Here is a 15,660-nt window from a genome sequence, read left to right as displayed (position 1 = left end):
GCATCGATGATCGTGCTCAGGGGCATCCGGCGCAGCTTCCAGGTGGGCGACCAGGTGGTCCATGCCCTGCGCGATGTGGAGCTGACGCTCACCGACGGTGACTACGCCGCCGTCATGGGGCCGTCCGGCTCCGGTAAGAGCACGCTGCTGAACATTCTGGGGCTCCTCGACCGCCCGGACGCCGGCAGTTACACACTGGATGGCACCGAGACGACGACGCTGCCCGAGGAGCGCCGCGCACGCCTGCGGCGCGAGCGCATCGGCTTCGTCTTTCAGGCATTTCATCTCATTGCGCGGCTCACCGCGGCAGAGAACGTGGAATTACCGCTGATGCTCGCGGGCCAGCCCATCCGCGAGCGCCGCCGACGGGTTGCGGCGGCTTTGGAGACCATGGGTCTGACCCCCCGCGCGAATCATCGCCCGGATCAGCTCTCCGGCGGTCAGCGCCAGCGCGTGGCCATTGCCCGTGCCACCGTCACCGAGCCGCGCCTGATCCTCGCCGACGAGCCCACGGGCAACCTCGACCGCGCCAGCGGCGAAGACGTGATCGCAGCCTTGGAGGCCCTGAACGCCCAGGGCCTGACGCTGGTGGTGGTGACCCACGACCAGGCCCTCGGGGCGCGTGCCCGGCGGCGCATTCGCATGGACGATGGCGCCATCGTCACCTAGGCTCATGACAATACCCGTCACATTTCAGTGTTCGGTGTCTGCGGGCTGGGTGGCGGCGGGCGGGGGACGCCGTGAATACATCCCTGTAGGCTTCACGACCGCATCCCTGCGGTCGAGACCCCCGCCCGCCGCCACCCAGCCCGCGTTGATATCTGCGGCGGGATGGGGATGCCGTGAATACATTCCTGTAGGCTTCACGACCGCATCCCTGCGGTCGAGACCCCCGCCCGCCGCCACCCAGCCCGCTGATGCTCGCGCCGACCATGCGCCCCATCGACACCGTGGCTAGCGCCATGCGCGCACTTACGGCGCATGCCGCACGCACCTGGCTGACGCTGGCGGCGATGGCCTTTGCCACCGCCGCCGTGGTGGTGCTGTCGGCGCTCGGAGAAGGGGCGCGGCACTATGTGCTGGACGAATTCACCCAGCTCGGCACCCACCTGCTCATCATCATGCCGGGCCGCAACGAGACCACGGGCGGCGCGCCGCCGCTGCTCGGCGAGACGCCGCGGGACCTGACCCTGGAAGACGCCCTGGCCCTGCGGCGCTCGCGCTACGTGGCGCAGGTGGCGCCCATCGCCGTGGGTGCCGCGGAGGTGTCGGCGGGATCGCTGTCGCGGGAGGTGACCATTCTGGGGTCCACGGCGGCCTACATCGATATCCGTCGGCTGGCGATGACCGCCGGGCGCTTTCTGCCGCCGGGCGACCCCGAGCGCGGCGCGCCGGTGGCGGTGATCGGACAGACGCTGGCGGAGGCATTGTTCGGCTCCGCGAGTCCCATCGGCCGGCGCATTCGCATCGGCGACCGGCGCTTCCGTGTCATCGGGCTGCTGGCGGCGGGCGGCGTCTCCCTGGGCAGTAACCTCGCCGATGTCGCCATCATCCCGGTGGCGAGCGCCCAGGCCCTGTTCGACAATCCGGGGTTGTTCCGGGTGCTGGTGCAGGCCGGCGGTCGGGAGTCCCTGGACGCGGCGGCGGCGGCGGTGCGGGCCATCATCCGCGAGCGGCACGAGGGCGAGGACGACGTTACGGTGATCACTCAGGATGCCCTGCTCGGCACCTTCGATCGCATTCTGGGCGCCCTGACCCTGGCGGTGGCCGGCATCGCCGCCATCAGTCTGACGGTGGCCGGGGTGCTCATCATGAACGTGATGCTGGTGTCCGTCTCCCAGCGCACCGCTGAGGTGGGACTGCTGAAGGCCCTCGGCGCCCGCCAGCGCGATGTGCTGGCGCTCTTCCTCGCCGAGGCCCTGCTGCTCGCCGCCGCCGGCACCGCGCTCGGGCTCGCCCTCGCCTATGTCGGCATCTGGCTATTCAATGTCCGCTTTCCGGCCTTTCAGCTGGTGGTGCCAATCTGGGCGCCGTTGGCGGCGGCCCTGGTCTCGGTGGGGGCCGGGCTCGTGTTCGGGCTGCTGCCGGCGCGACGGGCGGCGCGGCTCGATCCCATGCGGGCGTTGGTTGGACGATGAGGGGCGAGGCTGGGAGCGATGCGCGTCCACGATATCCTCAGCTACACCACCGGCGCGGTGCTCGCGCGCCGCGGGCGGAGTCTGCTGACCCTCTCCGGTATCGCCATCGGCGTTGCGGCGGTGGTGCTGCTGACGGCCATCGGTGAAGGGGTGCATCGGTTCGTGCTGGCTGAGTTCACGCAGTTCGGCACCAATCTGATCGCCGTGGCGCCGGGGCGCACCACTACCATGGGCATGTCCGGGGCCATGATCGCGAGTGTGCGGCCCCTGTCCCTGGATGATGCGAAAGCCTTGGAGCGGGTGCCCGATGTGACGGCGGTGGTGGGCGTGGTGTCCGGCAATGCGGCGGTTGAAGCGGGCGCGCGCAGCCGGCGCACCATGGTATTCGGCGCCGGGCCGCAGGTGCCGGCCATCTGGGCCATGCATCCGGCCCAGGGGCGCTTCCTGCCGGCGGACGGTGCGGCGCGGCCGGTGGCGGTGCTCGGCGCCAAGCTGCACCGGGAGCTGTTCCCCCGGGGCAGATCCGGCGCCGCGTCGGCGCTCGGGGCGCGCATCCGTATCGGCGGCGAGTCGTTCCGGGTGATCGGCGTCATGGCGCCGAAAGGGCAGATGCTGGGCTTCGATCTGGACGATACCGTGTTCATCCCGGTGCAGCGGGCGCTCGCCATGTTCGACCGCGAGGGCTTGATGGAGATCGATCTGCTCTATGACCGGGCCGCGGACAGCGGGGCGGTCGCCGATCGCGTGCGGGATGTGCTCATGCGACGTCACGGCCGGGAGGATTTCACCATCACCACCCAGGACCAGATGCTGGACGTGCTGGGCTCGGTGCTGGACGTGCTGACCGCGGTGGTGGCGGCACTGGGTGCGATTTCGCTGGTGGTGGGGGGGATCGGCATCCTCACCATCATGACCATCGCCGTCGCCGAGCGCCGCACGGAGATTGGCCTGCTGCGGGCGCTCGGCGCCGGCCGCGGACAAATCCTGGCGTTGTTCCTGCTGGAGGCGCTGCTGCTTGCGCTGCTGGGCGGCGCGCTGGGCTTTGTCATCGGCGCCGGCGGCGCCTGGCTCATCGGCGTGCTGGTACCGGCGCTGCCGACGCGCACCGCCTGGGACTTCGTGCTGCTGGCGGAACTGGCGGCGGCGGGAATCGGCCTCGCCGCCGGCGTGCTGCCGGCCATGCGGGCGGCGGCGCTGGACCCGGTGGCGGCCCTGCACGACGAATAGCGTTTGGGGGGAGAGCGGGGGACTTCCCCTGGGAGCTGCGTGTCCCGTACCCCGTCACTCGCACTGCACAGGCTATACTCTGCCCCCAGCCCCCTGACTCGAGGCCCGCGGGGCTCGGAACGACAATGCCAAGCTCTACCAGTCCAACCAACGGAGGTGACCGATGCCCCAAACCCCAGGCGCCAAGCTGCGTCGCGCCGTGCAGGAAGAACGCCCGCTGCAGGTGGTGGGCGCCATCAGTGCCTATCATGCCCTGCTGGCGGCGCACACCGGCTACCGTGCCCTCTATGTCTCCGGCGGCGGCGTCGCCGCGGGCTCGCTGGGTGTGCCGGATCTGGGGATCACGGGGCTGGAGGACGTGCTGGTGGACGTGCGCCGCATCACCTACGCCTGCGATCTGCCGGTGCTGGTGGATGCCGACACGGGCTTCGGCGGCGCCTTCAACATCGCCCGCACCGTGCGTGAGCTCAATCGCGCCGGCGCCGCCGGCTGCCACATCGAGGACCAGGTGGCCGCCAAGCGCTGCGGGCATCGGCCGAACAAGGCCATCGTGCCGCTGGCGGAGGTGGTGGACCGCATCAAGGCGGCGGTGGATGCGCGCACCGATGACTTCGTCATCATGGCCCGCACCGATGCCCTGGCGGTGGAGGGCCTGGAGTCGGCCCTGGAGCGGGCGGCGGCCTGTGTCGAGGCGGGGGCGGACATGATCTTCCCGGAGGCGCTGACCACGCTCGCGGAGTACACCCGGTTCACCTCGGCGCTGGCGGTGCCGGTGCTCGCCAACATCACGGAATTCGGCGCCACGCCCCTGTTCACCACCGACGAGCTCGCCGGCGTGGGCGTGGGGCTGGTGCTCTATCCGCTGTCGGCCTTCCGCGCCATGAACAAGGCGGCGCTCAATGTCTATGAGACCATCCGCCGCGACGGCAGCCAGGCGGCGGCGGTGGATAGCATGCAGACCCGCGCCGAGCTCTACGAGCACCTCGACTACCACGGCTTCGAGCAGAAGCTCGATGCCCTGTTCGCCGGCGACGACGACGGCTGAGCAGGCACGACGCCAACCGGCATCGGCTCAGGCGCGCGCCGGCGCGGCGGTTTCGGCGAGCGCGGCGGGATCGCCGCGCCGCCCCAGGATGCGATAGATCATCGGCACCAGCAGCAGGGACACCAGCAGCGAAAAGCCCAGGCCCCAGACGATGACGATGGCCAGGGGCTGGAGCATCTCCGAGCCCTCACCCACGGCGAGGGCCAGCGGCAGCATGCCGAACACCGTGGTGAGCGTGGTCATGAGGATGGGCCGCAGGCGCAGGCGTGCGGCGCTGATGATGGCGTCGGTCATGGCCGCGCCCTCGCGGCGGCGCAGCTCGATGAACTCCACCAGCACGATGGCGTTGTTGACCACGATGCCGGCGAGCATGATGAGCCCGAGCCACACGGGCATGGACAGGGCCGTGTCGGTCTGCGCCAGCCCCAGCGCCACGCCGATGAGCGCAAACGGCACCGACAGCAAAATGATCAGCGGATTGCGCAGGGACTCGTACTGCACCGCCATCACCACCAGCACCAGAAACAGCGCCAGGGCCAGCAGCATGCGCCCGAGGTCGCGCCCTTGCTGCAGGGTCTCGAGGGCGCCCGCCTCGTAGAGGGTATAGCCGCGCGGCAGGGGCAGGTCGGCGAGGGCCGTGAGGGCGTCGTCGATGGCGCCCTCCAGGGTGGCATCGCCCGCCACCGACGCCGAGATCTCCACCACCCGCTGCTGGCGATCGCGCATGATTTCCGCCGGCTGCGGCAGCAGGTCCACGTCGGCGATGTCGCCCAAGCGGATGGGCCGCCGTGGCTCGGTGTTGCTGAACAGGATGATGGATTCGAGATCCCCCGGGGCGCCCACGTCGGCCCGCTCCAGGCGCAGGCGCACATCGATGCTGCGGTCGTCGTCGATGAGGCGGGTGACGGTCTGGCCCTCCAGCGCGAAGCGCAGCACCGCGCCCACGTCCTCCACGTCCAGCCCGTAGCTAGCCGCCCGGCGGCGGTCGAGGCGCACCGAGAGCTCGCGGGCGACGTCTTCGTTGGAATGCTGCACATTGCGCAGGCTCGGGATGTTCTGCAGGCGTTCCGTCGCCAGGTCCGCCAGCGCAATGAGGCGTTCGAGCTCCGGGCCTTTGATGCGCAGGCTCACATCGTCGTCGCCGCGGTTGTAGCGGATACCACGCACGCCGGAGGTGTAGTAGTAGGCCTGCAGGCCGGGGATGCCCTCGGCCTTCACCAGCCCCTTGATGCGCGCGATGAAGGCGTCGGAGGTCAGACCGCTGCGCTCGGCGGCGGGGGTGAGCAGCACCTGGATGCCGGCGCGGTTGGGATTCTCCCAGGACGAGCGCCCGAAGACCCAGCCGCCGACGGTGGTGAACACGGCGTCCACCTCCGGCTGTTGGGCGACCACGGCCTCGACCCGGCGCACGATCTGGTCCATGCGCTCCACGTTGATGCCCTCATCCGCCCACAGCGCGATCTGCACGTCGCCCTCGTCCAGCTCCGGCAGGAATTGCTGCTCGCCACCGAAGAAACCGGGCGCCGTCAGCGCGAGCCAGACGCCGAAGCCCGCCACCACCAGCCAGCGCAGCGGCAGCAGCCGGGCGAGCAGCCAGGCGTAGCCGGCTTGCAGGGCGCCCAAGCTCCGGTCGATGCCGCGCCTGAGCAGGCCTTCGCGGGTTGTCGGCACACGCCCGGCCAGCGCCGGCACCAGGGTGAGCGCCACCACCAGCGAGGCGAGGATGGCGGCGGAGATGGTGAAGATCAGCTCCCGGAACAGCAGTCCGATGAGCCCGCCGATGAACAGGAACGGCAGCACCGCCGCGAGATTGGTGGAGGTGGAGGCGACGATGGCACTGGTGACCTCACGGGCCGCATTCACCGCCGCGGGCACCGTGCCTTCGCCCCGACGCTGGTGGCGCTGGATGTTCTCCAGCATGACGATGGTGCTGTCCACCAGCATGCCGACGCCGAGCGCCAGCCCGCCGAGGGTCATGATGTTCAGATTGAGCCCGAAGCCCGCCATCAGGATAAAGGTCACCAACACGGCGATGGGCATGGCGCTGCCGATGATGAGCGTGCGGCGGAGGCTGCCCAGGAAGAGGTAGACCACCAGCATGGCGAGCCCGGCGCCGGTGAGCGCCGCCTGCGCCGCATTGCGCAGGCTCTGGCGGATATAGCGGGCCTCGTCGTCCACCTTGCGCAGGGTGATGTCCGGCGGAATGCGGCCCTGTGCGTCCAGGGTGGCCAGCGCTTCATCGACGGTGTCGACGACGGCGACCGTATTCGCCAGCGGTTGTTTCTGGATGGACAACTGGATGCCCGGCTCGTCGTTGAGGCGAATGCGCAGGCGTTCGGCGGCGGCGCCGTCGGTGACGCGGGCGACGTCGCCGACCCGCAGCAGACCCGGCGGCGCACGGCTGGCGTTGTCGGCACCGCCGTCGCCGCGCCCGGCGCCGCCGTCCATGGCGCCGCCCGCCAGCGGCAGCGGCAGGTCGATGAGCTGCGCGGCGGTGTCCAGCCGCCCGCCGATGCGCCCGCTGATCTCGCCGTCGGTCATCATGAGCCGACCCGCCGGCACATCGCGGTTGGCCTCCTGCAGGGTGTCGCGCAGATCCAGCAGGTCCAGCCCGACGCCGGCCAGGCGATATTGGTCGGCGATGACGCTCACTTCCCGCTCCAGGCCGCCGCCCACCTCGGCGGCGGCGATGCCGGGCAGCGTCAGCAGGGAGCGGCTCAGGGTGTACTCCACCCAGTCCCGCAGCTCCACGGCGTCGCGCAGGTTGGAACTCACCACGTACTCCGCCACCGGACGCTGGGAGGGATCGCGCTTGTAGATGATGGGCGGCTCGATGCTGTCGGGCATGAACCGCCGCGCCTGATCCAGGCGGTTGCTGGCATCGCGCAGGGCACGGTCGATGTCTTCGCCGTAGCGAAAGGACAGGTCCACGGCGCTGCGGCCCTCGCGGGTCTCGGACTGGATGGCGACGGCGCCCTCGGTGACCGCGAGCTGCTCTTCCAGGAAGCGGGTGACCTCGTCCTCCATCACCTGCGCCGGCACGCCCGGGTCCAGCACGCGCACGCGGATGTCCGGATAGACGATGCGCGGCAGCAGGTCCAGGCTAAGGCTGCCGAGCGCAAAGCCGCCGAGCACCATCACCGCCAGCGTCAGCATGACGACGCCGATGGGGTGGCGTACGGACCAGGTGGAAATGCCGGTGATCATGGGTGCGCGGGAGCTCCGTCAGGCCGGTAATCGTGGCCGTGCTGTCTGGCCTGGTCCTACTTGGGGGCAGCAGACCCTGCCTGCGACCGCGTGTGCAGAGATCTCGACACAGCAATAGCGCCCATTCGATGCCTGAGAGCGGCCGCCAAGACCCACGTCCCAGCCCCGCGCCGCCTGTCCTGAAAGGCCGTGCCTTCCGTTGATACTGAGTACCCAGCTATCCTGCACCGTGGCTAGCCGCGTCCGTCGGCGGGTCCGTAATCTCATATAGAAAAAGATCCCACACTGAGTCGTCGCTATCGAACGCGCCCACCAATTTTACATAGGGATTTTTCCCTTCATCGATCTGCACAGCAGAAATGAGGTACTGCGCGCCAAGGCGCCGCAAAGCGCTTGGGCTTAAAGCCAAGCTCTCAACGATAATTTCCTTGCCATGATAATTCGATACGTAACCAGCTTCGCGCTTCAGCTCATCAGAAAACACATACACCCGAGAGCCCCAATGATCAAAATAGCGCTGTAACTGGGGGTTTTTATCTAGCTCCGCCGCGATCACCTCACGAAACTGGTGCTTGTATTCTAGTGGATAGTTCGGCCAGTACCCATCTATCGTGTAAAAGCCGTTGTAAAGCGCGATACTGGGATGCATGCCCAGGGACGCAACGCGGTAAGTGTCTTTTGGCTTATCGATGGCTCTGGCCACCTCCTCGAACTGCTCGACGGCAAAAAATTCACTTGCCGACGGTGAGTGCCTGTTTTTCAGCAGCTCGTGGTAATTGCCGGCGATCGCCGTCTGACCGATGACAGCCGCCAATGCCACCCATCGCATCGAAGGAGACACGCGAATCAACGCGCCTAATGCGATGGCAAATAGTACCATCCACAACATGGGATGGAGAAAATGGAAGCGTTGCAACTGCATCGGCAGCAGTTGCTTGATCCCGGCCAAAGCATCACTGATCGGCGGCCATTTATTCAGCCCGTAGAAGAGTGACGTGACAACAATAAAAAGACCGACAAGGTAGAAGATCTTCGACAGGCGTCCGCGGTGCGAGAATAGAATCAGCAGCGAGGTGATGGCGGTGGTGATGAAAACCAAAGGCCACTGCAGACTGTGGGCATGCGGTTGTCCGTGTCTGAAGATGCTCCAGGCAGACCGCAGCGAAGCGCCGAGACTTTGCGCGCTTTCGTTGACGTTGCCGAATTCGACGCGGTGAGAGATGAAATCGGCGGTGAACAGGAAATCAATGAATAGCCGATAATGCGTGACCACATAGGCCAGCGACATCAGCGCCAGCGCGTAGAATAGCGGTGATGCCCGTCTGCCCTTGACAAGATCCAAAACCCAAAGGCAGGTGACAGAAAATAAGAGAAAAAAACCGCTCAGCACCAAGCTGGAGTAAAACGGATAGCCAAGCAGAATAATCCAGTTAAATCGGTGCCGGTCTCCTGCGCGGATGTTGAGAAAGGCATAGAGTGCAAGCGGCATGCCCGCAACAGATAAGCCCCCAAACGGCCAGAAGGGCAGTAGCGCAAAGCAAAGTCCCACACCAGCCAGAACGGTTTTGTCGCCGCGACCTTGAAACACGTGCCGCTGCAGCAACAAGTACATCCCCAGGAACGCGACCAGCGTCTGTAGGATATGGTTTGCGACGTAGGCGCCTTCCGCGCCTAGCAGCGCATAGAGCCATACGAATGCGTCCAGCTCCGAGGGAAGTGTTCCGCGCGGGACACCCCCAAGCGGCTGCTCAACGATGACGTGGTTACCAGCAAAGATTGCACCACTGTCCAGCAATACTTGATAAGTGACAAAATTCGAATCCAAGTTGTCCCAGATCATCCAGTGACCGTCGGCGCCCAAGACGATATAAGGCAACAAATAAGCAGCGGCTGCCATAACAGCAAAGGCCCACATCAACCAGCTCATGACACCTTCGTCGCCTCGGGCTAATGCGTGCGTGCCTCTTTCCCAATCAAATATCACGGCGCTCACCTCACCTTACGATTCTTACCAAAGGCGATTCAATCGAGACTGACGTTTGTTGCTAGCGACGGCGTTGCGTCTGGCCAGCGCGTTTGAAGGCTTTCTGTCGGTGCAGCCATCAAAAGCAGTCGATTCCCATGTGTTGAGACTTCAGCATGCGTAACGCTGCCTCGATCACCCGCTCCTGCTCCTCCTCCAACCCCAGCCACAACGGCAACCGCACCAACCGATCGGCCAGATCCGTAGTCACCGGCAGTCCATCCACCGCGCGGCCCACCCGCTGGCCCGCCGGCGCGCTGTGCAGCGGCACATAGTGGAAGACGCAGTGGATGTCCTCGGCCTTCATGGCCTGGATGAAGGCCATACGGTCGCCGAGGTCGCGCAGCAGCAGGTAGTACAGGTGCGCATTGTGGCCGCAGCCGTCCGGGATCACCGGCCGGCGCACGCGGCCGGCCCGTTCCAGCGGCTCGAAGGCGGCGTGGTAGCGCTCCCAGAGCGCGAGGCGCCGCGCGGTGATGGCCTCGGCCTCTTCCATCTGCGCCCAGAGGAAGGCGGCGATGATCTCGCCCGGCAGGTACGACGAGCCGATGTCCACCCAGGTGTACTTGTCCACCTGGCCGCGGAAGAACTGGCTGCGGTTGGTGCCCTTCTCGCGGATGATCTCGGCGCGCTCGGCCAGTGCCGGGTCGTTGATCAGCAGCGCCCCGCCCTCGCCGGAGATGATGTTCTTGGTCTCGTGAAAGCTCAGCGTGCCCAGATGACCGATGGCGCCAAGCGGTTGCCCGCCCTGGGTCGCCATGATCGCCTGTGCCGCGTCTTCGATCACCAGCAGCCCGTGGCGCTCGGCGATCGCCATGATCGCGTCCATGTCGCAGCCGACACCGCCGTAGTGCACCGGCACGATGGCGCGGGTGCGTGGCGTGATGGCGGCCTCGATCAGGCGCTCGTCCAGGTTCAGGGTGTCCGGGCGGATGTCGACAAACACCGGCACCGCTCCGCGCAGCACGAAGGCGTTGGCGGTGGAGACGAAGGTGTAGGACGGCATGATCACCTCGTCGCCCGGCTGGATGTCGGCGAGGATGGCGGCCATCTCCAGCGCGGCGGTGCAGGAGTGGGTTAGCAGCGCCTTGCGGCAGCCGGTGCGTTGCTCCAGCCAGCCCTGGCATTGCTTGGTGAAGCTGCCGTCGCCGGCCATCTGGCTTTGCGCATGGGCAAGCGAGATATAGTGCAGCTCTTTGCCAGTCATGTAGGGCTTATTGAAGCCGATCATAATGAGTTCCTAACCCAAGGCAGACACTATGGTGCCGATAACAATCAGCGTGACACCAATCACCTTCATCGCGGTCACCGGCTCTTGAAACAGCCAGCCGCTCAGCAAAAGCACCAAGACAAAATTCAGCGCCATAAAAGGGTAGGCATGGCTGAGATCAAACTTGGTCATCGCAGCCATCCAGGCGAGCGCAGCGCCAAATGCAGCAATGAATCCGGAGAGAATCAAAGGATCGAAAAATAATCCCGTCAGGAATCTGAGCTTGTCGAAGAGCTCCGCGGGTAATGGGCCATAGGCTCCAATGCGCCACTTCAGCATTAGTTGGCCATAAACCGTGAGTCCAATGGTGGCGAAAATATACGCATAATCCCACGCCCGGATGTTCATCACTTTTCCAGCACCGCGAGCCCGAAACCGGTGCGTCCGTAGTCGTTTCCGTTGTAAAGCATGTAACGCTCGCCTTTATGGTCAAAGACGAACGGGTACTCAATCATGTCCGAATCCCAGCCATCTAACGAAACATCAATTCCAGATCCATCAATATCGACACTCCACTTATTACCGTCCTTAGAAAACGCATACCCAATTCGATACTTAGTACCAAGACCACCACGATATGAATACCACATGTGGTAGCCCGACTCATCCACGCAGACTGTTGGTCTTGAGAACGCTTGATATCGACCCAGCTCATGTTGAATAACTTGACCATGTCGATGCCATTCTTCGCCATCAGCTGAGGTTGCATACTTAATAACATGCAGCATTTCGCCATTGCCGGCATTCCAGCTAACAGTTGACCCGTACCACATCTTGTAACCATGTGAGTCCTTCACAACCCATGGATATGACAGACTGATAGGATCTTCAATATCGCTACCAAGAAATGGTCTATCTACGGGATTGAGAACCAATTCTTGATCTTGGCGCAGTTGAAATCGGCCGATATCGCCTCTCCAGTGGCTTTGGGGATCGTTCTGCCACGCCATGAAGAGCATGTAGGCGGCCCCTCCGATTGAATATACCCCGCCTACACTAATACCGTCTCGATAAAAGCTCTCTTGTGACCCGTGCCCAAAAACCGGCTCATCGTGTCTGTAGACAACCTGCCGCCGAATGATGTCAATATCAACAAAACCAACAGAACTTCTGTTTTGTATGTCACGACCACTAAAGAACACTCTGAAAGTATCACCAGATAAAGGTACGGCAAGCGGGTTTGCCGCATGCGACGCAAGTTTCAAATGATTGCATTGATGATGGTATATCTGACCTAGCTTTACCCATTGCATTCTCAATCAAATCCTCTTCAGCTTGGTACTCGGGATACGTGCGCGTTCGCTGGTGGACACCTTGTAAAGCCCTTCTGGCGCTGCGTCCTCCAAGAGGATCGTGCCTGCTCCAAGGAGACATTTCCTGCCGACAGTAATGTGATCCCGCAAGGTGACGTTGACGCCGATAAAACAGGATTCTTCAATGGTCACACCGCCGGATACGACGATGTGCGAGGCAAGGAAGCAATGATCCTGAATTGTTGAATGGTGACCAATGTGATTTCCACTCCAGAGCACCACGTTGTTTCCAATGGTCACGAAAGGCTGAATCGTATTATCTTCGAGGATGAAGCAGTTCTCACCGATGCGGCCTTCATTGAGTACCGTTGCATGAGAGCTGATATAGCTGGGCGTGTGATACCCGAGAGCCTTTGCGGCTAGGTATTTTTCCTCGCGAAGTTCATTCAGCTTCGCATAGCTAAGCGCAATGAACAAATCATAGTTCGACGATGGAAACCATTCTGCAACGTCCTCGAAGGCAACAACGGGCAGCCCGCAAAATTCCGCGTCTTGTAGATAGTCTCGATCGACCGTAAATCCTGCGACTTTGTAGTCAGAATCATTCTCAAAGTAGAAGTGGGCTAGTTGGCCTATGTCCCCCAACCCAAAGATAACCAGATCTTTTGCCATCTCCTTTTCCTCACACTGAATCGTTTGAAAGGGATTTCAATGCCACTCGCTCAGGTATGAGATGCCGACTTTCTTACCAGAATCGTAAACTCGTAAAGCCCGTAGTCATGAAGCAAAGCTACGTCTTTTGAGTATTGACGCTTACATAGATCAAACAGCCATAATGGATCGGCATAATACAAGTCGCTTCGCATCTTGTGCTCATCTGAATAAGAAGTCAGACAATTGAACGCAAACCCCTGTCGGCTTGTTTGATTGAGCATCTTCAGCACGTCCAGTATATACTGACGCCATTCTTCATCGCTACGCGTTTGTCGAACATTGAAAATGCCGCTTGCTACGCCATAGTCCGCATGTCGATTCGGCCTATCAGAGACAACGAAGCAGGCATTGTCTGCTCCTTTATGACGAAGCTGTGCACTGCTCACCATATCGGGAGACGCGTCGATGCCACAATAATCGATATGCTCAGGGCACCGGCATAGGTATTCAAAAAAAGCACCATAACCACATCCAAGGTCATTGATTGAGCAAGGTCGCCCCGGTTCTATCACCCGCGACAATTGTGCGAATCTCAGTAGTTGACTCTCTTCGCCATTCCAATCAACCCCCTGAGGAGTTTCACCATGCTCGGCGAGCTTGTTAGAATAATAGGCGGCCACTTCATCGATCAGATCGCGCATGCCATGTACCTCCGCATCGAATATAGCTGGCTCTGCTGGAAGGGTGTGCATTAGAATTGCTTGCTATGGATTGGTCGTGTCAATAACGACATTCCACATCAAATCCTTCTGTCTAAGTATTGTTGAATTGATGTTGGTTCTTGGAAGAAAAATCCAAACAACTCTTGCTCCTCTGCGGAAAGGCTACCTTTATTTAACAGCGTTGGTAGCTTGATCTGCTGCTTAAAATAGGGGATTGTATAGACTTGGTTAACTGCTCGTCGATCCGCACCTGATCGGTTAAATCCACCGCTATGAAATAGCATACAGTCCAACAGGATATACTGACCTGCCTTTGCCTCGATTTGTAAGGCATTCCGCTGGATGTAGGACTCAGAGGGGTAATTAATTGATAGGTGCGAAGCTGGCAATACGAATGTTGATCCATTTTCCAGAGTGAAATCATCCACACAAAATAGTGCATTGATAGCTAGCGGACTGCTAGACACAAAATGCTGATAGGGTAAATCGCGATGCCATGCACCCTGGTTGTATTTCTCGCCAGGTGGGTTAATGATACCATTTTGCTGATTCAAGATGAATTTCCCAACAATTAATTGCTTCAAAATAGCCAAAAGGTTTTGGTTAGACGCCAGGCTTGTGAAACCCACTCCATGCGTGAGAGGCGCTCTAATCGTGTGAATTTCTCCTGCGCGCCGTAGACGTGCTTCACCATATTCACCAACATATGCTTCGCGCATCCTGTTGAAACTTTCGGATATCTGACTGACTTCCGCCTTGGGAAGGCCGGAATCGAGCACAGCGTAGCCAAGCCGCCTAACTTGCTCAGCGACCTCATCCATCTTTGATTTAGTGTTGTCCTGCACGAGCACACCATAACTCGCTGTCGGAATGGGACTCTTGTGAATCATCTATTGATCAACCCGCTTCGGTCGCGCTTTTGTAGACATGCCGAATAATAGTGTAAGGTCGCTGCTTTACCTCAGAAAATATCTTTGAGAGATATATGCCTTGCACACCAAGAAAAAAAATTATCAAACCAGAGAACAGCCAGATAGATACTATGAGTGACGTGTAACCGCTTGGCGGGGTAGATACTAAGTAGTAGCGTAGTAAAAGATAGGCAATATACAAAATTGCAGAGAAAGAGATAAGCAAGCCGGAATAAAATGTATAGATAAGTGGCAGACTGCTAAAAGAAGTTACTGCATTAACCAGGTGACTGAATTTCCTAGATAACGTGTAGCTCGTTGGACTACTTGAGTGCTTATTTACTAACTGGCTCGATTGCTTGAAACCTGTGATGACCCACAGGCCACCAATATTTAGCTCTCGTTCGCGGTGACTCAGCAGCGCCTGAACGTAACGCCGCGTCATAAGTCGAGCAGTTACAATGTTGTCCGGCTGGTTAATACCAGTCATTTTGCGGAAAATTTTATAGAAAGCGGCACCCGTGCTCCTTTCAAAAGCTCCACCCTTACGTTTTTCCTGAGTTCCAAAAACCACATCACAGCCATCCTCCATCATCTGGCCATAAAAGTTCAGGAGCCACTCAGGCTCTTCTTCAAGATCGCTGTCAATCAAAAAAACATGTTCACCCGCAGCGCGCGCCAGCCCCGTCATCATCGCTTTATGATGTCCAAAATTACGTGATAAATCGATAACAACTAAGTGCGCATACTGGCCTGTGAGCGTAATAGCTATATCCAGACTGTTATCTGGTGAGCCGTCATTTACCAGGACGATCTCAAAATCCTCACCCACCAACTTTCGTGCTGAAGCACTTGCCCTTTGATAAAACTCTTCGATGTAGGGTGCTGACTTATAGAGTGTTGCAACTATCGAGAGCTTCATGCCAAGTACCTCATGAAAGAAGGAGCATCCTTGCCACAGTTCAGCAACAGGTCAATAACAGTGACAGCGTGCTCAAAATCACCCCAGAGCTGAGGATAGGGTGGGTATCCCTGATAATCGAAGAAGGTCAGATCAATATCGGCCGCTTCAAAAATCGCTTCGTTAAGATAGCCCTGCGCGGATGGTCCGGATATGTATTCAGTCCCGCCGGCCTGCTGACAAAGGTCCAACAAGCGCTCACTCTTGCCGTCAATCAACGTGTAGGCTGACGAGTCCGATATCTTGGTT

14 protein-coding genes are annotated in these 15,660 nt (G+C 61.0%); 4 read left to right on the top strand and 10 right to left on the bottom strand.

Going from position 1 to position 15,660, the window contains the following annotated elements; all coding sequences use genetic code 11:
- Window positions 1-6 precede the first annotated feature (6 nt).
- The 4 genes from QZ588_RS12295 (at window position 7) to prpB (ending at window position 4,410) form a co-directional block, all read left to right on the top strand.
- On the top strand, window positions 7-669 hold the full coding sequence (locus QZ588_RS12295; RefSeq protein WP_295543135.1) for an ABC transporter ATP-binding protein: 663 nt from the start codon (window positions 7-9) through the stop codon (window positions 667-669).
- 248 nt (window positions 670-917) lie between these two features.
- The gene (locus tag QZ588_RS12290; protein WP_295543133.1) at window positions 918-2,138 is read left to right on the top strand and encodes an ABC transporter permease; all 1,221 of its coding nucleotides are present in this window, start codon (window positions 918-920) and stop codon (window positions 2,136-2,138) included.
- A gap of 18 nt (window positions 2,139-2,156) precedes the next feature.
- The gene (locus tag QZ588_RS12285) at window positions 2,157-3,365 is read left to right on the top strand and encodes an ABC transporter permease (RefSeq protein ID WP_295543131.1); all 1,209 of its coding nucleotides are present in this window, start codon (window positions 2,157-2,159) and stop codon (window positions 3,363-3,365) included.
- Between the two features lie 163 nt (window positions 3,366-3,528).
- Window positions 3,529-4,410 (top strand): methylisocitrate lyase, encoded by an 882-nt coding sequence (gene prpB, locus QZ588_RS12280; RefSeq protein ID WP_295543128.1) that lies wholly within the window; start codon window positions 3,529-3,531, stop codon window positions 4,408-4,410.
- A gap of 27 nt (window positions 4,411-4,437) precedes the next feature.
- Here prpB and QZ588_RS12275 read toward each other — a convergent pair whose 3' ends face one another.
- From QZ588_RS12275 to QZ588_RS12230, 10 genes are all read right to left on the bottom strand, one after another.
- Entirely contained in the window at window positions 4,438-7,617 is a 3,180-nt protein-coding gene (locus tag QZ588_RS12275) for an efflux RND transporter permease subunit (protein WP_295543126.1), read from the bottom strand.
- A gap of 217 nt (window positions 7,618-7,834) precedes the next feature.
- On the bottom strand, window positions 7,835-9,544 hold the full coding sequence (locus QZ588_RS12270) for a DUF6044 family protein (protein ID WP_295543124.1): 1,710 nt from the start codon (window positions 9,542-9,544) through the stop codon (window positions 7,835-7,837).
- A 175-nt stretch (window positions 9,545-9,719) separates the two neighbouring features.
- Entirely contained in the window at window positions 9,720-10,871 is a 1,152-nt protein-coding gene (rffA, locus tag QZ588_RS12265; protein ID WP_295543122.1) for a dTDP-4-amino-4,6-dideoxygalactose transaminase, read from the bottom strand.
- A 9-nt stretch (window positions 10,872-10,880) separates the two neighbouring features.
- Window positions 10,881-11,258, bottom strand: coding sequence for an EamA family transporter (locus QZ588_RS12260; protein WP_295543166.1), 378 nt, complete (start codon window positions 11,256-11,258; stop codon window positions 10,881-10,883).
- Window positions 11,258-12,163 carry a hypothetical protein gene (locus QZ588_RS12255; RefSeq protein ID WP_295543120.1) on the bottom strand — a complete coding sequence of 302 codons (906 nt, stop codon included), beginning with the start codon at window positions 12,161-12,163 and terminating at the stop codon, window positions 11,258-11,260. Before QZ588_RS12255 ends, QZ588_RS12260 begins: the two co-directional genes overlap by 1 nt.
- Window positions 12,164-12,169: 6 nt before the next feature.
- Complete coding sequence (locus tag QZ588_RS12250; RefSeq protein WP_295543118.1) at window positions 12,170-12,835, bottom strand: acetyltransferase; 666 nt, start codon at window positions 12,833-12,835, stop codon at window positions 12,170-12,172.
- Between the two features lie 50 nt (window positions 12,836-12,885).
- Entirely contained in the window at window positions 12,886-13,518 is a 633-nt protein-coding gene (locus QZ588_RS12245) for a trans-aconitate 2-methyltransferase (RefSeq protein WP_295543116.1), read from the bottom strand.
- Between the two features lie 98 nt (window positions 13,519-13,616).
- Entirely contained in the window at window positions 13,617-14,429 is an 813-nt protein-coding gene (locus QZ588_RS12240; protein ID WP_295543114.1) for a phytanoyl-CoA dioxygenase family protein, read from the bottom strand.
- Window positions 14,430-14,436: 7 nt separating this feature from the next.
- The gene (locus QZ588_RS12235) at window positions 14,437-15,372 is read right to left on the bottom strand and encodes a glycosyltransferase family 2 protein (RefSeq protein ID WP_295543113.1); all 936 of its coding nucleotides are present in this window, start codon (window positions 15,370-15,372) and stop codon (window positions 14,437-14,439) included.
- The coding region (locus QZ588_RS12230; protein ID WP_295543111.1) for a WbqC family protein at window positions 15,369-15,660 on the bottom strand (292 nt) is incomplete at its 5' end. The genes QZ588_RS12230 and QZ588_RS12235, both read right to left, overlap by 4 nt.

Origin of the sequence: uncultured Thiohalocapsa sp., from assembly GCF_913062725.1 — a bacterium.
Lineage (GTDB): Bacteria > Pseudomonadota > Gammaproteobacteria > Chromatiales > Chromatiaceae > Thiohalocapsa.
Note: the sequence above shows the minus strand (reverse complement) of the source record. Positions and strands in the feature narration are given on the sequence as shown.